The organism is Pseudomonas sp. Z18(2022) (assembly GCF_036346535.1).
GTDB classification, from domain to species: Bacteria; Pseudomonadota; Gammaproteobacteria; order Pseudomonadales; family Pseudomonadaceae; genus Aquipseudomonas; species Aquipseudomonas yamanorum_A.
Genome location: NZ_JAOTOA010000002.1, coordinates 201,091 through 223,307, shown reverse-complemented (window position 1 = coordinate 223,307; position 22,217 = coordinate 201,091). Strand labels below are relative to the sequence as shown.

17 protein-coding genes are annotated in these 22,217 nt (G+C 62.4%); 6 read left to right on the top strand and 11 right to left on the bottom strand.

Going from position 1 to position 22,217, the window contains the following annotated elements; translation table 11 throughout:
- Positions 1-86: 86 nt before the first annotated feature.
- Complete coding sequence (gene gabP / locus V3W39_RS06345) at positions 87-1,478, bottom strand: GABA permease (protein WP_177041023.1); 1,392 nt, start codon at positions 1,476-1,478, stop codon at positions 87-89.
- A gap of 554 nt (positions 1,479-2,032) precedes the next feature.
- Between gabP and V3W39_RS06340 the strand changes: the two genes are divergently transcribed.
- The 6 genes from V3W39_RS06340 (at position 2,033) to V3W39_RS06315 (ending at position 6,493) form a co-directional block, all read left to right on the top strand.
- Entirely contained in the window at positions 2,033-2,806 is a 774-nt protein-coding gene (locus V3W39_RS06340) for an ABC transporter ATP-binding protein (protein WP_169386600.1), read from the top strand.
- A 13-nt stretch (positions 2,807-2,819) separates the two neighbouring features.
- Positions 2,820-3,569 (top strand): ABC transporter substrate-binding protein, encoded by a 750-nt coding sequence (locus V3W39_RS06335; RefSeq protein WP_010169040.1) that lies wholly within the window; start codon positions 2,820-2,822, stop codon positions 3,567-3,569.
- A gap of 73 nt (positions 3,570-3,642) precedes the next feature.
- Positions 3,643-4,338: an ABC transporter permease gene (locus tag V3W39_RS06330; RefSeq protein WP_010169038.1), complete on the top strand. Its 696-nt coding sequence runs from the start codon at positions 3,643-3,645 to the stop codon at positions 4,336-4,338.
- A gap of 38 nt (positions 4,339-4,376) precedes the next feature.
- A complete protein-coding gene (locus V3W39_RS06325) occupies positions 4,377-5,066 on the top strand; it encodes an ABC transporter permease (RefSeq protein WP_029615812.1) in 690 nt (229 codons plus the stop codon).
- Positions 5,047-6,261: a methyltransferase gene (locus V3W39_RS06320; protein WP_330212380.1), complete on the top strand. Its 1,215-nt coding sequence runs from the start codon at positions 5,047-5,049 to the stop codon at positions 6,259-6,261. The genes V3W39_RS06325 and V3W39_RS06320 overlap by 20 nt, the downstream gene beginning before the upstream one ends.
- Positions 6,262-6,286: 25 nt before the next feature.
- Positions 6,287-6,493 (top strand): hypothetical protein, encoded by a 207-nt coding sequence (locus tag V3W39_RS06315; RefSeq protein WP_177041021.1) that lies wholly within the window; start codon positions 6,287-6,289, stop codon positions 6,491-6,493.
- A gap of 10 nt (positions 6,494-6,503) precedes the next feature.
- Here the strand turns inward: V3W39_RS06315 and bcsQ (V3W39_RS06310) are convergent, their stop codons facing one another.
- The 10 genes from bcsQ (V3W39_RS06310) to bcsQ (V3W39_RS06265) all read right to left on the bottom strand — a co-directional run bounded on the left by bcsQ (V3W39_RS06310) (position 6,504) and on the right by bcsQ (V3W39_RS06265) (position 22,024).
- Positions 6,504-7,445 (bottom strand): cellulose biosynthesis protein BcsQ, encoded by a 942-nt coding sequence (gene bcsQ, locus V3W39_RS06310; protein WP_330212379.1) that lies wholly within the window; start codon positions 7,443-7,445, stop codon positions 6,504-6,506.
- A 172-nt stretch (positions 7,446-7,617) separates the two neighbouring features.
- Positions 7,618-8,745, bottom strand: coding sequence for an alginate O-acetyltransferase AlgX-related protein (locus V3W39_RS06305; RefSeq protein WP_330212378.1), 1,128 nt, complete (start codon positions 8,743-8,745; stop codon positions 7,618-7,620).
- A gap of 12 nt (positions 8,746-8,757) precedes the next feature.
- Complete coding sequence (locus V3W39_RS06300) at positions 8,758-10,173, bottom strand: MBOAT family O-acyltransferase (RefSeq protein WP_177114350.1); 1,416 nt, start codon at positions 10,171-10,173, stop codon at positions 8,758-8,760.
- A gap of 17 nt (positions 10,174-10,190) precedes the next feature.
- Positions 10,191-10,856, bottom strand: coding sequence for an alginate O-acetyltransferase AlgF (locus tag V3W39_RS06295; RefSeq protein WP_177041013.1), 666 nt, complete (start codon positions 10,854-10,856; stop codon positions 10,191-10,193).
- Positions 10,856-11,527, bottom strand: a complete 672-nt coding sequence (locus tag V3W39_RS06290; RefSeq protein ID WP_010169025.1) for an SGNH/GDSL hydrolase family protein — start codon at positions 11,525-11,527, stop codon at positions 10,856-10,858. The genes V3W39_RS06295 and V3W39_RS06290 overlap by 1 nt, the downstream gene beginning before the upstream one ends.
- A gap of 16 nt (positions 11,528-11,543) precedes the next feature.
- Positions 11,544-15,395: a cellulose biosynthesis protein BcsC gene (locus V3W39_RS06285; protein ID WP_330212377.1), complete on the bottom strand. Its 3,852-nt coding sequence runs from the start codon at positions 15,393-15,395 to the stop codon at positions 11,544-11,546.
- The gene (bcsZ, locus tag V3W39_RS06280) at positions 15,377-16,573 is read right to left on the bottom strand and encodes a cellulose synthase complex periplasmic endoglucanase BcsZ (RefSeq protein WP_177120386.1); all 1,197 of its coding nucleotides are present in this window, start codon (positions 16,571-16,573) and stop codon (positions 15,377-15,379) included. The genes V3W39_RS06285 and bcsZ overlap by 19 nt, the downstream gene beginning before the upstream one ends.
- Complete coding sequence (gene bcsB / locus V3W39_RS06275; protein ID WP_177041007.1) at positions 16,570-18,828, bottom strand: cellulose biosynthesis cyclic di-GMP-binding regulatory protein BcsB; 2,259 nt, start codon at positions 18,826-18,828, stop codon at positions 16,570-16,572. The genes bcsZ and bcsB overlap by 4 nt, the downstream gene beginning before the upstream one ends.
- The gene (gene bcsA, locus V3W39_RS06270; protein ID WP_177120384.1) at positions 18,825-21,044 is read right to left on the bottom strand and encodes a UDP-forming cellulose synthase catalytic subunit; all 2,220 of its coding nucleotides are present in this window, start codon (positions 21,042-21,044) and stop codon (positions 18,825-18,827) included. Before bcsA ends, bcsB begins: the two co-directional genes overlap by 4 nt.
- Positions 21,041-22,024 (bottom strand): cellulose biosynthesis protein BcsQ, encoded by a 984-nt coding sequence (bcsQ, locus tag V3W39_RS06265; protein ID WP_177114437.1) that lies wholly within the window; start codon positions 22,022-22,024, stop codon positions 21,041-21,043. Before bcsQ (V3W39_RS06265) ends, bcsA begins: the two co-directional genes overlap by 4 nt.
- Positions 22,025-22,217: the final 193 nt, after the last annotated feature.

Genomic DNA, 22,217 nt, shown 5'->3' with positions numbered 1-22,217 from the left:
ATCTGTCTCGACTGACACACCGCCATCGCGGGCAAGCCCGGCTCCCACAGTTTTTTACAGCGCTTGATGGATCGTATTTCAACCCATCAATTCAACACCGCAGCCCCAACCTTCCGGCCCTTGCGCCGACGAGACACCATCAGCCCCGCCGCAACCACCAGCAAGCTCAGGATCCCGGTAGCCATGATCTCCACCCGGTGCGCTTCCTGGAACAGCATGATGGTCAGCACGCCCACGATGAACACGATCACCGCGTACGTCAGGCCCGGGAACAGCCACATCTTGAAGGCAATCTTCTCGCCCGCTTCGGTGCGCTTCTGGCGCATGCGCAGTTGCGACACGGCGATCACCAGGTACACCAGCAAGGCGATCGCGCCGGAGCTGGCCAGCAGGAATTCAAACACGGCAGCCGGGGCCACGTAGTTGGCAAACACCGCCAGGAACGCCGCGCCGGTAGACAGCAACACCGCCCAGTAAGGCGTGCCGCTCTTGTTGGTGATCTTGGACACAGCCGGCGCATCGCCGCGGCGGCCCAGGGAGAACATCATGCGCGAAGCGGTGTACAGCGCCGAGTTCAGGCAACTGGTCACCGCCACCAACACCACCAGGTCAACGATCAGCTTGGCATTCGGAATGCCCATGCGCTCCAGAACGGTCTGGTAGGAACCGACCGCCGCCAGTGCAGGATCATTCCACGGCACCAGGGCCACCACGATGAAGATCGACACCAGGTAGAACAAGCCGATCCGCCAGATCACCGAGTTGGTGGCCTTGGAAATCTGCTGGCCCGGGTTCTTCGATTCAGCGGCCGCGATGGTCACGATCTCGGTGCCCATGAACGAAAACATGGTGGTCAGGATTGCCGCCAACACCGCGCCCATGCCGTTGGGCAGGAAGCCTTGAGTGTCGAACAGGTGCGAAACCCCGCTGACCTGGCTGCCCGGCAGGAAGCCGAAAATCGCCAGGATGCCAAGGATCACAAAGCCGATGATCGCCACCACTTTGATCAACGCAAACCAGAACTCGAACTCGCCGTAGTTCTTCACGCTGAACAGGTTGGTCGCCGTCAGCAGCAAGGTGATGATCAAGGTAAACGCCCAGATCGCCACGCTGGGAAACCAGGCGTGAAGGATGGTCGCGGCAGCGTTGGCTTCCAACGGAATCACCAACACCCAGAACCACCAGTACAACCAGCCGATGGTAAAACCGGCCCAGTGCCCGATCGCGCGGTCGGCATAAGTAGAGAACGAACCGGTATCCGGCGAAGCAACGGCCATCTCGGCCAGCATGCGCATCACCAACACCACCAGGGTACCGGCGGCGGCATACGCCAGCAGCACGGCAGGCCCGGCCGCAGCAATCGCGTGGCCGGAGCCGACGAACAACCCGGCACCGATAACGCCGGCAATCGACAGCATGGTGACGTGACGCGGTTTGAGCCCCTGTTCGAGGTCATTGGAGCTTTGCGTACTACTCATTGACACACCTTTGCGAGGAATTGCGAATACGGTCCACCCGGCCTGGCGTCTTTCTCGTGAAAAGAAACCAACGGGGCGTTCTTTATTTTTTACGCAAGATTTGCGCCAAAATGTTACAGAGCCGCGATTGACGCGGGCTGTAGGGAAACTCAATAGCTCACGTAAGTCACTGACACTAATGGCATTCCGCTATAGCGTTACTGTGCGACCCACTTCAAAGACGAACAGGCGCACCAAAAACACACACAAATTGTGCGTGACGCCCTATTAAAGGGCTGATAAGGACCGTTCACCCGTTTAACCCTTCCAACACCCGGCCAAAGCTGGCACCATCGCGCCCTTTTTTACGCAAAACCTGTGGGAATCCGGGTTCAAACGGCTGTTCGGTTGTTGATGGCGCGACACACTGCTGTGCCGATGCGACACCCTGCCGCACACCGCCTGATAACCGCCCGCAGGGCTGTTGGCTGTCATCCAAACGCTATGCTAGCTTGGCGCCTCGCCAGGAAGGCGGCCCAACAGCAGGAGCGCAATGAACACAATGAGGACCCCACATGGCTGAGGCCACGCCCGCGCTTGAAATCCGCAACTTGCATAAACGCTATGGTGAGCTGGAGGTGCTTAAAGGCATCTCGCTGACCGCCCGCGACGGCGATGTGATCTCGATCCTGGGTTCCTCCGGTTCCGGCAAGTCCACGTTCCTGCGCTGCATCAACCTGCTGGAAAATCCGCACCAGGGGCAAATCCTGGTGGCCGGTGAAGAACTCAAGCTCAAGGCCGCGAAAAACGGCGAACTGGTGGCCGCCGACGGCAAACAGATCAACCGCCTGCGCAGCGAGATCGGTTTTGTGTTTCAAAACTTTAACCTGTGGCCGCACATGAGCATCCTCGACAACATCATCGAGGCCCCGCGCCGCGTGCTCGGCCAGAGCAAGGCCGAGGCCATCGAAGTCGCCGAAGCCTTGCTGGCCAAGGTCGGCATCAGTGACAAGCGCCACGCCTACCCGGCGCAATTGTCCGGCGGCCAACAGCAACGCGCCGCCATCGCCCGCACCCTGGCCATGCAGCCCAAGGTCATCCTGTTCGACGAGCCCACATCGGCCCTTGACCCGGAAATGGTTCAGGAAGTACTTAATGTGATCCGCGCACTGGCCGAAGAAGGCCGCACCATGCTGCTGGTCACCCATGAAATGGGCTTCGCCCGTCAGGTGTCCAGTGAAGTGGTTTTCCTGCACCAGGGCCTGGTCGAAGAGCAAGGATCGCCACAGCAGGTATTTGAAAACCCGCTTTCGGCGCGCTGCAAACAATTCATGTCCAGCAACCGCTAACGGAGCAACATGCATGCAGAACTATAAAAAATTCCTCCTGGCTGCCGCCGTTTCGATGGCATTCAGCGCCTCGGCAATGGCCGAGACCTTGACCATGGGGATCGAAGCGGCCTACCCGCCCTTCAACAATAAAGACGCCAGCGGCAACGTAGTGGGCTTTGACAAAGACATCGGCGACGCCCTGTGCGCCAAGATGAAAGTCGAGTGCAAGGTGTACGTCTCCGATTGGGACGGCATCATCCCGGCCCTGAACGCCAAGAAGTTCGACTTCCTGGTCTCCTCGCTGTCCATCACCGATGAACGCAAGCAGGCCGTCGACTTCACCGACCCGTACTACTCCAACAAGCTGCAGTTCATCGCGCCCAAAGCCACCAAGGACTTCAAGACCGACGCCGGTTACCTGAAGGGCAAGATCATCGGTGCACAACGCGCGACGCTGGCCGGTACCTACCTGGAAGACAAGCTGCCGGACACCACCGCCAAGCTCTACGACACCCAGGAAAACGCCTACCTCGACCTGACTTCCGGCCGACTGGACGGGATGCTCGCCGACAAGTACGTACAGTACGAGTGGCTGAAAAGCAAAGACGGTTCCGCCTACGAGTTCAAGGGCGACCCGGTGGTAGAGAGCGACAAGATCGGTATCGCCGTGCGTAAAGGCGATGCACTGCGCGAGCGCTTGAATACCGCACTGGCTGAAATCAAGGCCGACGGCACCTACAAGAAGATCAACGACAAGTACTTCCCTTTCAGCATCGAGTGATCCTGAATGGCCTGCCCGGCGTGCTCCCTTGAGTGCGCCGGTCCTGAGCTTTGCCTTGCGAAACGACTAAACCATGAATTTCGACCTCTACGGATTCGGCCCGGCGCTCGCCGCTGGTGCGCTGATGACCGTCAAGCTGGCGCTCACGGCCCTGTGCCTTGGGTTGGTGCTCGGCCTGGCCGGCGCCTTGGCCAAGACTTCCCCGTACAAGCCCCTGCAATGGCTTGGCGGCGCCTACTCCACGCTGGTGCGTGGCATCCCGGAACTGCTGTGGGTGCTGCTGATTTACTTCGGCACGGTCAACCTGATGCGTTCCCTCGGGGAGTTTTTCGGCAACCCCGACCTGTCCCTCAGCGCCTTCGCCGCCGGGGTTATCGCCCTGGGCCTGTGCTTTGGCGCCTACGCCACGGAAGTGTTCCGCGGGGCGATCCTGGCAATCCCCAAGGGCCACCGTGAAGCCGGTGTCGCGCTGGGCCTGTCGAAGTTCCGGATCTTCACCCGGTTGATCATGCCGCAGATGTGGCGCATCGCCCTGCCGGGCCTGGGCAACCTGTTCATGATTCTGATGAAGGACACCGCGCTGGTCTCGGTGATCGGCCTGGAAGAAATCATGCGCCACGCGCAGATCGGCGTGACCGTCACCAAGCAGCCCTTCACCTTCTTTATGGTCGCGGCCTTCATGTACCTGGGCCTCACCGTCCTGGCGATGACCGGCATGCACTTCCTGGAAAAACGTGCCGCGCGCGGCTTTGCGAGGAGCACGCAATGAGTGGCGACTACAGCTGGCTGGCGCATTTCGACCTCGGCCTGAACTGGGCCGTGATCATCAAGTGGCTACCTCGGTTGGCCCAGGGCGCAACCCTGACCCTGGAGCTGGTGGCCATCGCCGTGATCGCCGGCCTGCTGCTGGCGATCCCGCTGGGCATCGCCCGCTCTTCACGCCTGTGGTACGTGCGCACCCTGCCCTACTGCTACATTTTCTTCTTCCGTGGCACGCCGCTACTGGTGCAGTTGTTCCTGGTGTATTACGGCCTGGCGCAGTTCGACGCCGTGCGTGAGAGCGCCATGTGGCCCTACCTGCGGGACCCGTTCTGGTGCGCTACCGCCACCATGACCCTGCACACCGCCGCCTACATCGCCGAGATCCTGCGTGGCGCGATCCAGGCCATCCCGCCGGGTGAAATCGAAGCGGCGCGGGCACTGGGCATGTCCAAGCCCAAGGCGCTGTTCTACATCATCCTGCCGCGTGCCGCGCGCATCGGCCTGCCGGCCTACAGCAACGAAGTGATCCTGATGCTCAAGGCCAGCGCCCTGGCCAGTACCGTGACCTTGCTGGAGCTGACCGGCATGGCCCGCACGATCATTGCCCGCACTTATCTGCCCGTGGAGATTTTCTTCGCCGCCGGGCTGTTCTACCTGCTGATGTCCTACGTCCTGGTGCGCTTCTTCAAGCTGCTGGAACGCTGGTTGCGGGTCGATGCCTGCCAGGGCCGCTGACGCCTCGTTGACGGGTGAGCAACTGCTCGCCCGCTTCCAGGCGCTGGACGCGTTCCTCACCGAGCATCAAGGGCTGTGGCGACCACGGCCCTTTACCCACCTGCAATTGCCGTGGGAAACCCGGCACCCCGAGCTGGCCCACTGGCTGCGACAGCGCTCGCTGGCAGACGCGGAAAGCAGCCATAACCAACCTCACACCCTGCCGGCACCCGCGCCCTTTCCCGAGCTGGCGATACAGTCGCTGAATCTCAGTGCTGTGGATAACTTACCGTCCAGTGCCCTACCAGCCGCCCACCATCGTTTGAACATCGATGTACCCGGCCGCAAATGGCAGCAGATCGAAGCCTTCGGTGCCGCGCTGCAATTCGCCGCAACACCAAAACACTGGCTCGACTGGTGCGCCGGCAAGGGCCACCTCGGCCGCCGGCTGCTGCAACCCGGGCAACAACTGACATGCCTGGAATACGACCCGGCCCTGATCGCCTCGGGGCAGGCGCTCAGCGAACACCATCGATTGCCCGTCACCCATCGCCTGCAAGACGTGATGGCCGACGTGCAGATCAGTCGCGACCAAACCCCGGTCGCCCTGCACGCCTGCGGCGATCTGCATGTACGCCTGCTCCAGCTGGCCAGCGCCGCCGGTTGCCGGCAACTGGCCGTGGCGCCCTGCTGCTACAACCGAATCCGTGCCGAGGAATATCAGCCGCTCTCCGTTGCCGCCCGGGCTTCATCCCTGCGTTTATCCGTGGAAGATCTCGGCCTGCCGCTGAGCGAAACCGTTACCGCAGGCGCGCGGGTGCGCCAGCAGCGCGATACGTCGATGGCCAGGCGCCTGGGCTTTGATACGCTGCAACGGCAACTGCGCGGCAGTGACGAGTACCTGACCACCCCGTCCCTGCCCGCGAACTGGCTGGCCAAGCCATATGCCGATTACTGCCGCGAACTCGCGTCGCTCAAGGGATTATCCACAGGTGAACAGGATTGGTCGGCCCTGGAAGCCCAAGGCTGGCGGCGCTTGGCCGAGGTAAGAAACCTGGAATTGCTGCGTGGCCTGTTTCGGCGCCCGCTGGAGATGTGGCTGGTGCTGGATCGCGCGCTGTTTCTCACGGAGAACGGCTACACGGTGCACGTCGGCAGCTTCTGCGAAACACCGCTGACCCCGCGCAACCTGATGCTGCTGGCCGAGCGCAATTAAGGGGCATTTTGTCGCAGCGTGCCCTGTGGATAACTCTGTTGATGGAATTCTTGCGCAGGCCGTAGCAGCAAGCTTTACAGGGCAAAATGCTGACTGGTCATTTTTTGTTCATAAAATAAAACGCACGCAAAACAGGCAGTTGCAGCCTGATGAGAACCGCTCCGCAAAATTGCGGTTTCATGACATGTCCAACCAACCGATTGTGCATAAGCATCTGGCGTTAGCGGCATAACCCGGGCTTTTCAGCGGGCAATCAACAGGCGGCAAAGCTCGTTGATATCGTCACAGGCCATGCTCGCGGCTTCGTTATCCAGCGGGTCGCTGCCAAAGGCCAGGGCCTCGCTGATCGTCGAATCCCGGTGCACCACTTCCAGCAGGTTTTCACCCAGGCGCTTCTTGAACACCTCGACCATGTCGAGGCTGAAGCCGGAGGTCTCGTCGAGCTGGTTGATCACGAAATGGCAGCGCAGCGCCGGCTGGCGACCAAGGTGCGGCGCCAGCAACTGTTCCATCTGCTCCAGGGTGCCAAGGGAGGCGGCATCCGCCTGGGCAATCACCAGCACCACATCGGCCACGTTCAGCGCCTGATGCAGGTAGACGTTGTTGCCCGCCGGGGTGTCGATGATCACGGTGTCGTGCTCACTCAAGCCCAGGGCCGACAGATGTTGCGCCAGCCAGTCCGGCTCCTGTTTCAGCCAGCGCTGGAGGTCTTCCTGCTGACGGATATCGGTTTCGCCAAAGGTGATCACCTGGCAACCGGCAAAGCCTGAATGAAGGATCTGGCTCCAGCGCTCGTTGTGCAGGCTGGTGCGCCCGATGCCAGGCAAGGCGTGGCTCAGGCCGAAGTGATGATAGAGCGCGTTTTGCGGGTCCAGGTCCAGCGCCACTACCGGCCGCCCCAGGCGTTGCATACCGCTGCTGAGTGCCGTGGCCAGGGTGCTGCGGCCCACGCCGCCGTTGACCGACACCAGCGCCACCACATTCGCACGGATGCTCGGGGCTTCGCGCCGCTGCTCGTTGGCACAGGGGGAATGCGGGGAGAACGACGCGCCGCTGCCCATGTTCAGGCTGGCGCTGTCATCGACGGGGATGTCTTCGAAGAATTGCAGCATCGAATCCATTCCCTGGACATCACTGGCAGTTGTCTTATCAAACAACTCAAAAAGATCATCGGTTCGGCTCATCGCCAACACTCCTCACGACGCATCGTAAAGACGTGAAAGGTCAGCTGTACTGATGCTTACCGCAGGTCTTTTTGTGGGCGCCTTTGTGTACGCATTCTGTGACAAAGGATCGAGAGTGTCATTATTTTGGTGTTTCTGAAGAAATCTTTAAGACGAGCGGTAAAAGGTCAATTTACTGACTAATCTTTATCGAATCGTACGGCGTCTGCAAATCACGCTCCGGAATTTCCCAGATCAGCAGCTTGGGCGGCGTTTGCTTGAACGCCGGGCTGTCGAAATAAGCTTTGGCGGCACCAGAAAATTCGCCACCGTCTTTGCTGAAATTACCCACCGGTGCATTCATGGCTTTTTGCAGGAAACCCACGAAGTTCGAATTACGCGAGAACGAAGTGCCGATCAGCGCCACGTTCGGCAGCCCGGCGTCGCCAAACAAATCGTCAGGGTTGCTGGACGCCGCAGGACCATTCTCATGGGCCGTACTGGCGGCAACTTGCTCGCCCACCGGCTGCAACTTCGGCGGCAACCAGTCGAGACCGGCCAGGCGCACCAGGTCACCCGGACGCGGTGCCAGCGGCGCCTGGGTAATGTCGAAGGCCTGTTCCGGCGTGGCCTTGATACCCCGCTGCTGAATGCGTTGGGCCACGGCACGGGCGCCGGCATTCGAGCCGATTTCGCTCCAGTGGGTGTCGGTGCGCAGGAACGCTTCCGGGCCGAGGGGTTTGAGGGTGTCGGTCAAATCCAGGACTTCAACGCCCGCCGCTTGCAGCTGCGTGGTCCATTGCTGGATTCGGCCATCCAAGACGGTCGGACGATACAGGCCGCAACGTTCGGCGGCGGCAATGCGGGTTTTATCCGGCACCACCACTACTTGCAGATCAATACCGCGTTGGCCGAGCTGCTTTTGCAGGTCGATCACCGCGTCCGCCTTAGTGCGCGCATTGTCGTCGGCGTGACGGTTGAGCTTCAGTTCATCGCTGATAAACAGCCAGCCCGGGCAACCCTGGCGCACCCGCGGCCCGGTGTCGCTGAACGCCAGCCAGCTGGCGCCGCGCTCCAGGTTCGCCGCTTCAATCGCCATCGGCGCCTTGGACAGTTCCTTGGCAAACCGATGGGTCACGTCGCCATGCAACAGCATGTCGCTGTCGACCTTGGGCGGCAGGAAACTCACCGGGCCCTTGACCATCAGCCAGACGCAAGACAACAGCCCCGCCGCCAGGAAAGGCACCAGCACCCAGCCCGCCAGGGGGCTGGTGCGAACGGCCAATTCACTCGGTGGGGTCGGCGCGGTAGGGGCGGGCATCGTCAGGCTTCCTTAGAACTGAAAGTACAGAAACGGTACGGCATCGCGGCTGGCAATCAGCGCGAACGACAACACAAACCCGGCCACCGGCCACAGGGACGCGGCCACCACAAACCAGGGCTGCGTACCAAAACGCTGCTCGCAGCGAGTCTGCCAGATCGGCGCGATGATGCACACCAAGCCGAGCAACACGGCCATGCCATGGGCCGGACGCATGGCCACCGCCAACGCATCACCCAGTGCAATGCCATGCATGCCGAATTGGCCGGCGTACATGGTCAGTGCCGAATGGAAGTCCGGCGCGCGGAACAGCGTCCACGCCAGGCACACAAACAGCAGCGTCAAAATGTGCGACAGTGCCAAAGGGATACGCGGCAACGTCGAGCGCGACCACGCCCGGTCGATGCACAACGCAATACCGTGGGCCGATCCCCACAACAGGTAGTTCCAGCTGTCACCGCCATGCCACAACCCGGCAATCGCCATGGTCAGGAACAGGTTGCGGTAGGTGCGCCACACGCCGTCGCGGTTACCGCCGAGGGCGATGTACAGGTAGTCCCGCAGCCAGCTGGACAACGACAGATGCCAACGCCGCCAGAAGTCCTGGATGCTGCTGGCCAGGTACGGCCGGTTGAAGTTTTCCGGGAAGTGGAAGCCCAGCATCAAGCCCAGGCCGATGGCCATGGCGCTGTAGCCGGCGAAGTCGAAAAACAGTTGCAGCGAGTACGCCAGGCAGCCGATCCAGGCATCCACCAGGCTCGGGTTTTCCAGGTGGAAGGCGATGTCCACCAGCGGCGACAAGGTGTCGGCCACCAGCACTTTCATGCCCATGCCGATCATGAAGCGCCGGGCACCGAGACTGAAATTCGGCCAGTTGAAATAGCGCTGGTTCAGCTCGCGCCGTACCCAGTCATACCGAATGATCGGGCCGGCAATCGAGTGGCCGAACATCGAGATATAGGTGGCGTAATTGATGAAGCTGCGCTCCACCGGCACCGTATGCCGATGCACGTCCACCAGGTACGAGATCGCCTGCAACACAATGAACGACAACCCCGCCGGCAACGCCACGCGCTGCCACTCCAGCGGCATGGCGCCGTACCAGGTGATCACCTCGCTCACAGTGCCCGCGACGATGTTGGCGTACTTGTACCAACACAGCACGGCGGTGTTGAACACGATCAACGCGATCAACAACCGCACCCGGCCTTTGCCGTCTTCACGGGAACGGTCCACCAGCAAGCCGCCGACCCACGCCACCACGGTCAACACCATGTGCAGGAACAGGAACAACGGGCTCAACCAGCCGTAGAACAGCCAGCTGCCGATCAACAGGATGACGTTGCGCCAGCCCGGACGGGCCAGCGCATAAATCAACAGGAAGGCCGGCAGGAACAGCGTGAGGAATTCCAGTGAGGCAAAGACCATGGTGGTGTCGGGCCCGATCAGTTAGCGAGCGTGTCGGAGGTAAACAGCAACCTCGAACCGGCAGCCGATGGCAGGGCCAGCACGCTGTAGCGCTCGCCGGCCTTGAGGGTGAAGGTCAGCGGTTGGCCGACCGGCGCATTGGCGCACTTGAGCTGCACCGACAGTTCCACCGGGTTGATCATGCGGCGCGAAATCGAACCTTCAGCGACCTTCTTGAACAGCTCGGCTTTTTGCGCCACGGCTTCCAGGCTCGCGTCGGCGCAGGCTGCGTCGGCGTTGATAAAGGCCAGCGAGGCCTTCAGCGCATTGAAGTCGTCGGGTTGTTCGTGGATCACCAACTGGCGCGTGCCGCCCTTGGCATCCGGCACGGCGACCACGGTGGCGAACTCACCCGGTGCGACGGTCACGGCCAGCTCGGAATCCTTGCCGCCCTGGCTCAATACGCCCTTGATCGGAGTCTTGCCGCCCGACACTGGCAGGTAGTCAGACACCAGCTTGTCGCCGCCCAGTACCAGGCTGGCCTTGGAACCTTGTGGCAGCAATTTCAGCTCGCCGTCGGTGCCGTTGGCCAGGCGCAGGAACGCCGAATCTTTCTCCGGGCCGGTGGGGTAAAGCGGGATGTCGGCGCTGTAGGCGCTGACGCTGGCAAGCAAGGTCGCCAGGCCCAGGGTAATGCGCTTCATTATTGCGCTCCCTTGGTCACAGCGGCCGGTGGCAACTTCGCCAGGGACTCGCCGATCGCCTTGGCCCACTTCTGGTAGCCGTCGATGGTGAAGTGCTGGCCGTCAGTGGTGATCCACTGGCCCGGCTTGGAGAAGGTCAGCGAGTCGACGTAGGTGCACGGCGCCACGTTGGTGGCGAGGAACTGCGACATCACCTTGGTGCGCGCGTCATCCTTCTTGTACTGCGAACCGACCTTGCCCCACGCCGGCCCGACCCACACGCACTTGGTGCCGGTTTCGGTGATGGCTTTGGTCAGGGAGGTCACGCTTTTCCAGGCCCAGACTTTCGGGAACTGCGGCTCCGGGTACGAAGCCATGGTGTCGGCGATGATGATCACCACCAGGTCCGGCTTGTCCTTGGCGATCAGGTCTTTGATCGGCGTGGTGCTCATGCCGTTCTTGCCGAAAATCTCGGCCTTGCCGCCGGGCAGACGCTCGGCGCCGCACTCGACTTTCTTCGGCACGATCCAGTCGGCCGCACCGGCCCCACATGCGCCGATGGAGTGAACCTTGGCGCCTTGAGCAGTGAGATTGTCCTGCAGCGGGTTGAGCAGCGAATCAGGAAAGCTCATGTGACTTTCGCCCAATACCAGCAGGGTCAGGCCGGCAATAGCAGAAGCGGAAACAGGCATGGATGACTCCTATCAATCAATTCGAATAAGGGGAACGGTACGGACTGACCGGCAAGGGCATAGGCCCGCTCAGGTCTTCAAACAGGTAGCGCAGGTAGGCGTTGCCGACGTACTGGCGATAGTCCTGGGCGTTGTCGAGACCGACTTCGCCACCCAGGTAAAAGCGCGAGCTGAGGCGGTATTCGGCGGCGGCGTTGAAGCTGTAGCCGATGCCGGTTTTTGTATCTTGGGCATAGTTCGGATTGCCCCGGGCACGCTGAAGCTGGTCATGCCCCGGGAAATAATCGACTGCATCTTGCTCGATACGCTGGAGGCCCACCGAACTTTTTATCTGGTAGCTGAAGCGATCAAAGCTCTGCGCCCAACGCACCGGCACACCCAGGGAGTAGAAGCCCTGTGGACTGAAGTAGCCGCCCTGGCCGTAGGTGTAGTAACCCTGGTTCTCTTTGAAGCGCATGTACGAACCGCTGAGACCAAGGGTCAGGGTGTCGGTCGGGGTATTGCGCAGGTACCAGTAGATGCCGCTGCCCAGTTCCAGGCGGGTGTTGTCTTCGACGTTATTGCCCAGCATCTCGTGCAACGACGCGTAGCCATACACACCGAGCTTCTGGTTGTCGTAGCTCAGGTCGCCACGTCCACCGTTGGCGGTCACGCCGCCCCATTTTTCGCCGGTGCGCTTGTCTTCGGAACCGGCAAAGGAGGTCACGCTGTCGGTGACCGGACGCCGCGAAACGTTGACGCCGTAACGGAAGTTGGAGCCCTGGGAAAACGGCCGCGAGACACTGGCGCCACCGATGATGGTGTCGTACAGGAAGCCCAGCGGGCTGACGCCGATATCGGCCTTGAGGCCTTCATCCGGGTTCTCCACGGCAACGGCGAAACCGACACCCGTGTCGCTCTGAGAGCCCGCCGGGTTGGCAGTACCACCGCCAAACCGGGTGGCGGAGTCGCTTTTCACACTGCCGGAACTCAAGTGCACCGGCGTCACACGTGCGGCAACATTGAGATCCCCCACCGGCATCCGCACCTCGAACGGCGCCTCAACGTCAGTGATTTTGCTCAACCCGCTTTCACCGTTATTGCTGCGAACGCTCAAACCCTGCACCACATAACCGGTGCGATCCCGCAGGATCGTATCCAGCGCACGACGCGCCGGGCTCAGGTTGGCGGTGTCGAGGGAAGCAATCTTCGACGGTGGCTCGAACGGCTCATTCCAGTTGTTCGACGCCGGACGCCCGGAGGCGGCCAAGGCGTTTTCCGGCACGACATTGGTCGGCGCATCAATCGGCGGCGGTACTGGACCGGCGACGGTCAGGTCAGTGACCTGGCGACGCTGGCCCGGCAAGCCGACGAAGGGGTTGTAAGGCACGCCCTGGGAACCGGCCTGGGCCAGTTGCGTCTGGCTCTTCTGGCTGTTCTCAATCGCCAGCGCCTTGCGCAGCAGCGCAGCGGCTTCGTTGTTTTTGCCCAGGCCCTGATAGATGCGCGCCGCCGAGGTGAGGATCTCCGGGTTACCCGGTTCCAGGGACAGCGCCTTTTCACTGGCGCTTTCCGCCAGGCCACGGTCACGACCTTGCAGCGCGATATCCGCCAGGCCCAATTGCAGGCGGGCGTTGTTCGGGTTCTGCTGGATCAACGGAGCGTAAAGCTCCATGGCTTTTTTGCTGTTGCCACTGGCCGCGTACATCCGCGCTAAGGCACCTACCGCCAGTGCATCGTTAGGGCGCTGGGCAAGGGCCGGCGACAGCATGTCGTAGGCCGCGACCAGGTCGTTTTTCTCGCGCAAGGCGTCGGCCTGTTTGACCCGGTACAGGTAGATCAAATCGTCGTAGCGCTGGCGACCGGTTTCACTCAATGGCTGGCCCTGCACTTCGCGCAGGATGTCGCCCGCCTCGGTGTAGTGGTTGGCCTTGAGCAGCACGTTGGCGTACAGCAGCTTCTGGTCGACGGTGGGGTTCGGGTTGTTATCCACCACCTTCTGCATGATATCCAGGCCCTGCTGGGTGGCACCGACTTCCACATACGCGGCAGCCAGAATCGCCAGGCGCTCAGGCTTCTGCCGGGTCATGGCTTCACTGCGGCCCAGCAGCGCGAGGGCTTCCGGGCGCTGGCCACGGCGTGCGGTCTCGATGGCGATGTCGGTCTGCTTGTGCAGCGCGATATCGATGCCCAGCTCGTTCATGTCGGCGGTACGTTGCCCGGCCGGGATCCGCGCCAGGGTCTCTTCGGCTTTCTTCCACTCGCTCAACTCGGCCGACAACAGCGTGCTGGTGTACAGCGCGTCCGGCTGGTTCGGTTGCTTGGCCAGCAAGCCGTCGATCAGCGCGCGGGCGTTGCGAATCTGGCCGTCGCGCAGGTAGATGCGTGCCAGGGCGAAGCGCGTCCACGGGTTTTCCGGGTCGGCATCGAGGGCTTGTTTGTAGGCGGCTTGCGCGGCTTTCAAATCACCCCGTTGCTCGGCCAGCTTGCCGACCTGAGTGGCGCGCAACGCGGTGATCTTCACACTCGGCGCAAACTTGGCGCGCTCGGCGGGCGATACCGAGTCGATCAGCTTCAAGGCTTCTTCCGGCTGCCCGGATTGGGACAAAACGTTGATCAAACCACTCAGTGCATCCGGGTCGCCAGGATGACGGGCGAGCACTTTGCGGTAGCCGGCTTCGGCGGCTTCGAACTGATTGTCCTGGGCCTGGAAGCCGGACAGCGCCACGGCCGCGCCGGGCTGGCCAGGGTTCAGGCGTTCGGCCTGGGCCACCAGGTCACGGGCCTGGCTGGTACGACCGCCACGCTGCGCATCGCGAGCCTGGTTCAGCAGGTTCCAGTAGCGCACATCATTGAGCGCCGACTGCCACGCCGCGCCACCCGGCAAACGGGTGGCCTGTACCAGGTAGCTTTCGGCCTCGCTGAAGCGCTGCTGCTGTTGGCGCAGCACGCCCATGCCACCCAGGGCATCGACGTCGTTGGATTTTTCGCTGAGGCGCGCAGCCAGCAGCGGCTCGGCGGTTTTCAGGTCGCCGTCATCCAGCGCCTTGAATGCCTTGGTCATCTGCGGATCACGTTGCCAACCGGCGCCGCTCTTGCCCTGGGCGATGCCCTTGTTCATCAGCGCACGGATCTCGGTGTCGTCCGGGTGCACCGCGAGGAACTGCTGGAACAACGGCACCTGGTCGCTCTTCGGCGGGCCGAGCCAGATCAGCGCAAAGCGCCAGGTTTCATCGGCATTGCCGCCCACGTCGTTGTTCGGCGCCAGCTTGGCCAGCGCACGAATGCCGTCGGCCCGGGTGGCCGGGTTACGCGCCAGATGCTTGGCCAGGAACAGCGCCACAATCGGGTCATTCGGCCGCTCGCGGGACAAGCGTTGCAAGCCGGCGATGGCTTCGTTCGTGCCCTTGGATGTAAAGCCCAGGGTGTTGTAATACTCGCGGGCGACCAGGCCCTGAGGCTGGCGCCCCTGGAAGATCTGGCGATACAACGCCACCGCCTGCTCACGCTCTTCTTCAGGCTCGCCCAGCTCGCGGGCCTGCTCCAGCAACTTGGCGTTGGCCGGAATATTCAGGGTGATGTCCTGCTCCAGCAGCAAGGCCTGGCGCGGCACCGGGCTCAACGCCTGCAGGCGGGCCAGGTACTTTTGCGCTTCAGCCGGGCGCTGTTGCTGCACCGAAATCAAGCCGATGCCATACAGCGCATCCGGTTGCTCGGGGCTCAGGCGCAGCAGTTTCTGCCAGGTCTCGAGGGCGCGTTCCGGGTTCTTTTTCGACTGCCAGTAATAACCCTGCTCGATCAGCAGGCTTTGCGGGTCAGTGGTTTCGGCAAAGCTGGCGGTAGACGCCAGGGCCGCCAGAATCGCAACGGCTAGCGTGTGACGGCGCATGCTGACTCCCAGGATAATTTCACCGTGCCGTCTTGTTCGAAACGGTACTTTTGATCAGCGAAGCCCTGGCCGAACAGGCTGAGCATGTAGTCGTAGTAGATCGGCTGCGCACTGTCCGGGGCCGAAGGCGCGAGGGCTTTCGCGAGGGCGTCGTCGACCTTCTGCTTTTGCAGTTGCGCCAGGGCGGTTTCGCCCCGGGCCTGGAAGAAGGCCATGGTGGAGGCCGAGAAACCCGTCGGCGTGTAGCCGTTGTTTTTCTCGACTTCACCGGTCAGCACATGGACTTTCTCCGGAGGAAAACCGGCGACCGACGAAGCGGTCGCCCGGGAAATCCCGCCCAACGCCTTGAGCATCGGCGCGGCCAGCGGGTCGCTCTTGGCGGTCATGCCGGCCCAGAGGTACGTGCGGATCGCGTCGTAGCTGCCCAGGTCATCGGAAAACGGATCGACGATAAACAGCCCGGTGTTCGCACTGGTGGCGCGATAACCGACCCAGTTGGCCGCCAGGCCGTGGGGGTTGCTCGGTTGGTCAGCGAGCATCTTCGCGTTGCTCTCGGCCACTTCGTTCCAGCCGGCGTTCGGGCGTTCTTTTGCAAAGCGACGCAGTTGCGGCAGCACTTGATAGCTTGGGTTGAAGCGCCACAGGCCGCCCGGATGCGCATAGCCCACCGGCCCCGGCAACAGCATCTTGCCCAGGCCCGGCACACGTACGATCAGGTTGCGTTCAACGTTGGCCAGCACCAGTTGCGCGTCGCTGCGGTACTGCGGTGCATTCCACACGCGCGCCGCTTCGAGCAAGGCGTAGGCCATCCACAGATCGGCGTCGCTGGCGGAGTTGGGGTCGATCGTGCCCCACTTGCCGTCGGCGCGCTTGCCCCACAACCAGGCCGGCAGGTTCTGGCCGATGTCGGCGCCTGCCATGTTGGCCTTGGTCCAGGTCCAGAGCTTGTCGAAGGTCGCCCGGTCATTGCCCACCAGGGCAAAAAACATCGCGTACGACTGCCCTTCCGAGCTGCTTTCCGTCGGCTTCATGGACGAGTTCAACACCCGGCCATCGTCCTGGATAAAGCGCTTGGCATAGTTCTGCCACAGCGGCCAATCACAGGTCTGTGCCTGGGCGGCACCGGCAAACAAGGTACTGCCGATCACGGCCAGAATCGCGCTACGCAAAGGGCTCATGCCAACCGCCGTTTTGCACGGGCACGCAGTGCCAGGTAGATCAGGCAGGTCAGCACCAGCAGACCGAGGAAGGTGATTGCCAACATCCAGCCCAGGTTCTGGGACAGCTGCCATTGCATGAATTTGAAGTAGTTCAGGTCGCCGACGTAGTACTGCTGGTCGGCGACCAACGAGCTGATCTGCGTGCCCTGCACCACCGCCAGGCTGCCCTGGATCGAGTCTTTGTAGTCGTCACCGCCAATCAGCGCCGAGGTCGCTTCAAGCAGGCCCTGCGGCTGATTGCTGGCGATCAGTACCACGCTGCGCCCGGCCTTGAGCGGCGATTGGAAACCGGCGAACCAGGTGCTGTTGCTCAAGCCGCTGAAGGTGATGCCGGCGTTGGCCGGATGCTGGTTGGCGGCGGCGTCCGGGCTGATCCAGCTGCGCACATAGCGCGGCAGGTCAGACAGCAGGAAGTGGTGCTGCGGGCCGTCGCTGGTAGCCGGCAGGTACTGCTGCCATTGCTGCAACAGCGGCTGGTTGCCGCCGGTGGCGAGCACCAGCAAGTCTTTGTCGGCAACGCTTTGCACGTCCTTGGCCTGCACCACTTTGACAGCCGTGGCCGGGTAGCCGGTGGACTCGCCGAAGCGGCCCATCACGGTCAGGTAAGCGCTCAGCTCATCGGTGCCGACGTTGTCCGGCATCACTACCGCGGATTCCGAAAGGTCAGCCAGGCGGGTGAACGGGAAGCCCGAATCGTTGAACACGCCGAGGTTCGGCATCGCAATAAAGTGCTGGTAGGTGCTCAGGTCCAGGCTGGAGTCCGGGTCAATCGCGCCACGCATGTTGTCGACGATGATGTCCCGGCATTCGCCTTCCTTGATGTAGTCGTACATGAAGCGCAGTTGCAGCTTGGACTTGGGCGAAGCCGAGCTGATCGGCAACAGGGTCGTCACTTCACGGGGCAGGGTTTCATCTTTCTTCAACTGGTCCAGCAGGCTTTGCCCGCCGCCCAGGTTGGTCACCGACGGCAACGCCACGGACTTCATGAACTGGTCGTTCAGGCCAATCAGCAAGGACGAGTTGGTAGACACCTGCTGTGGCGTGTAGCGGTATTTGACGTTGAGCGGCACGCCCTCTTCACGCCAGTTGAACAGGTCGGGCGGCAGGCGCAGGTCGACGCTGATCGGGCCCGGGTTGTAGCCGGAGACGTTGAGTTTTTTCAGCTCCACCAGCTCGCCAAGGCGTACCGGGCGGTTGCTGGGCAACCAGTTCGGCGCATCGTACGGGCGGCGCGGGGCCAGGGTGTCGAGCTTGGTGATGACCACGCTGTTGCCGGTCAACACCGGGTTGCCCAGTACCACCGCGGTGGCGGCGCGCTTGAGCTCGGCGCCGTCGCGGCCGGAGACGATCAGCAGCTTGCCATTCGGGTCGTTGGGGTTGGCGATCAGGGTCAGGGTCGGCCCTTTTGGCTCGGGTACCGCCACACCGTGTACGTCCACGGCCTGGGTGCTTTGCACCAGCACGATGGCGTTGCCCTTGGCCGGGATCTCGCCGAGGGTGGTCGGGAACGTCGCACCGCGGTAGCTGGCCATGCCGCCTACCCACGACGACAGTGCACCGGCGGCTTCCAGCGCGGCGTTGTCCGGCGCGGTGGCAAACACAAACGGCAGGCTGACCTGGCGCGCATCACGCTTGTCGAAGAACGGCAGCGGCAGCACCGACAGGTCGTCCTTCAAGACGATCGGCTGCACCTGCACTTTCAGCTCGCTGCTGTTGCTGATCTTGGCCCACAGGCTGCTGTGCAGGGGGTCTTCACAGGACATGGTGTAGTGGCCGATGAACTGCAGGCTCAAGCGGTTGAATTCGGTGATCAGGTGCGCCGGGATCTGCACCAGCTTTTCCTGCTGGATGCCTGCGCCGTCTTTGGGCAGCGGCAGGCTGGCGGCGACTTCGTCGTTGACCAGCACGTTGATCTGCGACAGGTCCGCCAGCAGCGCCGGCGAGTAGCTGTACTTGAGCAGCAGTTGCGCGCCCTTCACTACTTCATCGGCACGGATGTCGAAGTTGACGCTGTCGGACGCTTCCACGCCTTGCAGGTTCATGGTGTCGCGGCGGCCCAATTGCTTGAGGGTCAGGCTGTAGCCGTCATCCGTGCTCTGCACCGCAACGGCGGGTGCAGCAGCCTGTGCCTGCGAGCCCAGGCCCAGCAGCGAAGCGATCATCAGCGCGAGCACACCGCGCGACTGCGGGCGGGCAAATATCGTGGAAGTCATGGCTTGTCCATCAGCGTATCGAGCGGTTGTGAGGGAGTGCGGCGCAGGGCCAGACGCAATTCATGCAGCGTGGCGCGGCCCAGGGTAAACAGGCCGCCGATGCCGATGGCACCGACTTCACGCAGGGCAGACAACGGTGTATCGGGCTGGCCGGCGCCCCAACTGGCGGCCCAGGTGTCGGCGCGGGAAAACGTCAGGCGTACCAGTTCGCTTTGCTGGCGCAGGGACAGTGCATCGAATTGCGCGCCAATCTGCGCGCCCTTGCTGAACACCACCCGCGCCTGGAACAGGCTGTCCTGGCCATTGCGCGACAGCACCAACTGCACCGGTTCGCCCTGGGCAATCTGGTGCCCGTCGGCGAGGATCAGGCCGAAGCCGTTTTGCGAGAAATCCTGAGTGGTGCCCTTGAGCACACGGCCGTCGGCGCAGATCACGCTGACCGGCAATTTTGCGCTGACCCGCGGCTCGGAACGCACTTGCCGCGCCTCCGAAGCCACCGCCACTGCCGCGCTGGTGATGATCAGGTTGTAGAGGGTCCAGGTCAGGTTGATTGCCACGGTGACCGCGGTGGACTCATCGCCCCAGATCAACTGATAGAGACCGAAGCCCAGCCCGACCAGGTTCACCGCCAGCAATACCAGGTACGGCCGCGCGAGTTTCCAGTCGAAGAATTGCTTGTCGATGATCCCGCCCTTGTCGGTGACGTTGAAGCCACCGGCCTTCGGGTTGACCAACGCCACCAGCACCGGCGGCAGGATGTACCAGGCCAGCACGGTCTCGTAGACCTCGTTCCAGAACGAGTGGCGGAAGCGCCCCTGGATCCGCGAGTTGGTCAGGCTCGAATGCACCAGGTGAGGCAATACATAGGCGACGATCATCAGCGCCGAAGCATGGAAAATCTGCGCGCCGAAAATCAGGTAGGCCAGCGGTGCGGTCAGGAACACCAGCCGCGGCAAGCCATAGAAGAAGTGCAGCATGGCGTTGGCGTAGCAGATGCGCTGGCCCCACTTCAGGCCTTTGCCCAGCAGCGGGTTGTCGGTGCGGAAAATCTGCGCCATTCCCCGCGCCCAGCGAATGCGCTGGTTGATGTGGCGCGACAGGCTTTCAGTAGCCAGGCCCGCTGCCTGCGGGATTGCCAGGTAAGCGGTGTTGTAGCCCAGGCGGTTGAGCTTGAGGGCGGTGTGGGCGTCTTCGGTCACGGTCTCGACGGCCACGCCGCCGATTTCCAGCAATGGCTTACGGCGGATCACCGCACACGAGCCGCAGAAGAAGGTCGCGTTCCACAGGTCGTTGCCGTCCTGCACCAGGCCGTAGAACAGCTCACCCTCGTTGGGCACGGCGCGGAAGGTGTCGAGGTTCTTTTCAAACGGGTCGGGCGAAAAGAAGAAGTGCGGCGTTTGCAGCATCGCCAGCTTGGGGTCCTTGAGGAACCAGCCGAGGCTGACCTGCAAGAAGGAACGGGTCGGCACGTGGTCGGCGTCGAACAGCGCGATGTATTCGCCGTCGGTGACCTTCAACGCTTCATTGAGGTTGCCGGCCTTGGCGTGGAAATTGTTGTCGCGGCGGATGTAGTTCACGCCGATCTTGCGGCAGAAATCGCGGAAGTCATCGCGACGGCCATCGTCGAGTACGTGGACCCGCAGCTTGTCCTTGGGCCAGTCCATCGCCTGGGCGGCGAAGATGGTCAGTTTGACGATGCTCAACGCCTCGTTATAGGTCGGGATGAACACATCGACAGTGGGCCACTCCGACGGCTCCGTCTTGAGCCACACCGGCTCGCGACGCAGCGGCCAGGCGGTTTGCACGTAGCCGAAGATCAGCACCACCAGCGCGTACAACTCGGCGAGCACCAGGCCGTAGCCGAAGAGCATGTCCAGCCAGGTTTCAAAACCCAGGGTGGAGGTCAGGCGCCAGTACATGTAGCGCAGCGACGCCACCAGCGACAACACCACCAGCGCGAGGATCGCCATGCGCCCGGGAATCTTGCGCAGCACCAGCACCGCGAGGAAGCATACGGCGGCAAACAGGCACTGGCTGTAGAGGTCCAGTGGCGCGCTGACGATGCTCACCAGCAGCAGGGTGCCGATCACGCAACTGATCACCACCAGCACTTTGCGCAGCGCATCGGGCCAGCGGTTGAAGCGCGAAATCGCGGCGTCCAGGCGCTGTTCAGTGCGCCCCGGGGTGTGGGGCGTAGAGGACGTAGTGTCGGTCATGGAAGGTCCGAATCGATGCGTTCGAGCAGCGTGCGGCACAGGGCATGAATGTCCTGGCAGCCGAGACTGTTGACGGTAGGGTCGAGGGGATCGCGGCCGTAGGCCTGGGCTTCGCTGAACGCCGGGTCACGGTGGACCGTGCCGAGCAATGCATCGCCCAGGCGCGCCTTGAACACTTCGGCCATGTCCAGGCTGAAGCGGTGGGCGCCGTCGAGTTGGTTGATCACGTAGTAACGCTGTGGCGGCTTTGCGCGCTCAAGGTACGGCGCCAGCACACTGTCCATCTGGGCCAGGGTGCTGAATGACGAGACGTCCGCCTGCACCGCCACCAACACCACATCGGCCAGGGCCATGGCCTGATGCAGGTACACCGTGTTGCCGGCGGGCACGTCGATCACTAGCGTGTCCTGGCCATTCAAGCGCAGGCCCGCAAGATGCTTGGGCAGCCATTCGGTTTCTTCGCCCAGCCAGCGATTGAGATTTTGTTGCTGTTCGTTGTTGGTCTCACCGAACGCCACCAGCCGGCAACCGGCAAAGCCACGCTCCGCAAGGCCTTCCCACGACTCATTGCTCAAACTCGCCGCACCGATGCCGGGCAGATTCAGGCCCAGGCACAAGTGATGACGCAGGGCGTTTTGCGGGTCCAGGTCCAGCGCCAGCGCCGGGCGGCCCTGACGCTGCAAGCCGCTGGCGATGGCGGCGGTCAGCGTGCTGCGGCCGACGCCGCCTTTTAGCGACACCACCACAATCACCTTGGGCGACGATTGCTCCGAGTACACCTCACCCGTCGGCCCTTCCACCACTTCGGGTGGCTGCACGTGACCGGCTTCGGCCTGGGTCAACTCCTCGAGCAAACGCAGCAATGGCGCCGACGGCGGCTCATCCCGGACGACCGGAGAAGCGGCCTTGACGGGGGTGGGCACGGCGTCGAAACGCTCGACGACCACATCATCCTCAAGATAATCGTGGACGGCCTGCAACTCCCGGTAGCCATTTGGATTGGCGCCCAGCTTATTGAATAGTTTTGAAATATCGTCTGCGCGACTCACCCACGGCCCTCCCCGATTAATAGCTTTAAAGGCGATAAAAAGGTCAGCGCATAAGGCTGACCTTGGTATTTCTAGTTATGTGTTGGCAGGCGGCATTCTGTGATATCAGATTGATGGTGTCAGT

Excerpts from the sequence above, each read along its gene's own strand:
- V3W39_RS06305 (WP_330212378.1), bottom strand. The coding sequence starts at position 8,745 with ATGCCCGCCCCTACCGCGCCGACCCCACCGAGTGAATTGGCCGTTCGC.
- V3W39_RS06300 (WP_177114350.1), bottom strand. The coding sequence starts at position 10,173 with ATGGTCTTTGCCTCACTGGAATTCCTCACGCTGTTCCTGCCGGCCTTC.
- bcsB (WP_177041007.1), bottom strand. The coding sequence starts at position 18,828 with ATGACTTCCACGATATTTGCCCGCCCGCAGTCGCGCGGTGTGCTCGCG.
- V3W39_RS06295 (WP_177041013.1), bottom strand. The coding sequence starts at position 10,856 with ATGAAGCGCATTACCCTGGGCCTGGCGACCTTGCTTGCCAGCGTCAGC.
- V3W39_RS06340 (WP_169386600.1), top strand. The coding sequence starts at position 2,033 with ATGGCTGAGGCCACGCCCGCGCTTGAAATCCGCAACTTGCATAAACGC.
- V3W39_RS06285 (WP_330212377.1), bottom strand. The coding sequence starts at position 15,395 with ATGCGCCGTCACACGCTAGCCGTTGCGATTCTGGCGGCCCTGGCGTCT.
- bcsQ (WP_330212379.1), bottom strand. The coding sequence starts at position 7,445 with ATGAGCCGAACCGATGATCTTTTTGAGTTGTTTGATAAGACAACTGCC.
- gabP (WP_177041023.1), bottom strand. The coding sequence starts at position 1,478 with ATGAGTAGTACGCAAAGCTCCAATGACCTCGAACAGGGGCTCAAACCG.
- bcsZ (WP_177120386.1), bottom strand. The coding sequence starts at position 16,573 with ATGAGCCCTTTGCGTAGCGCGATTCTGGCCGTGATCGGCAGTACCTTG.
- bcsA (WP_177120384.1), bottom strand. The coding sequence starts at position 21,044 with ATGACCGACACTACGTCCTCTACGCCCCACACCCCGGGGCGCACTGAA.
- V3W39_RS06330 (WP_010169038.1), top strand. The coding sequence starts at position 3,643 with ATGAATTTCGACCTCTACGGATTCGGCCCGGCGCTCGCCGCTGGTGCG.
- V3W39_RS06290 (WP_010169025.1), bottom strand. The coding sequence starts at position 11,527 with ATGCCTGTTTCCGCTTCTGCTATTGCCGGCCTGACCCTGCTGGTATTG.
- V3W39_RS06320 (WP_330212380.1), top strand. The coding sequence starts at position 5,047 with ATGCCTGCCAGGGCCGCTGACGCCTCGTTGACGGGTGAGCAACTGCTC.
- V3W39_RS06335 (WP_010169040.1), top strand. The coding sequence starts at position 2,820 with ATGCAGAACTATAAAAAATTCCTCCTGGCTGCCGCCGTTTCGATGGCA.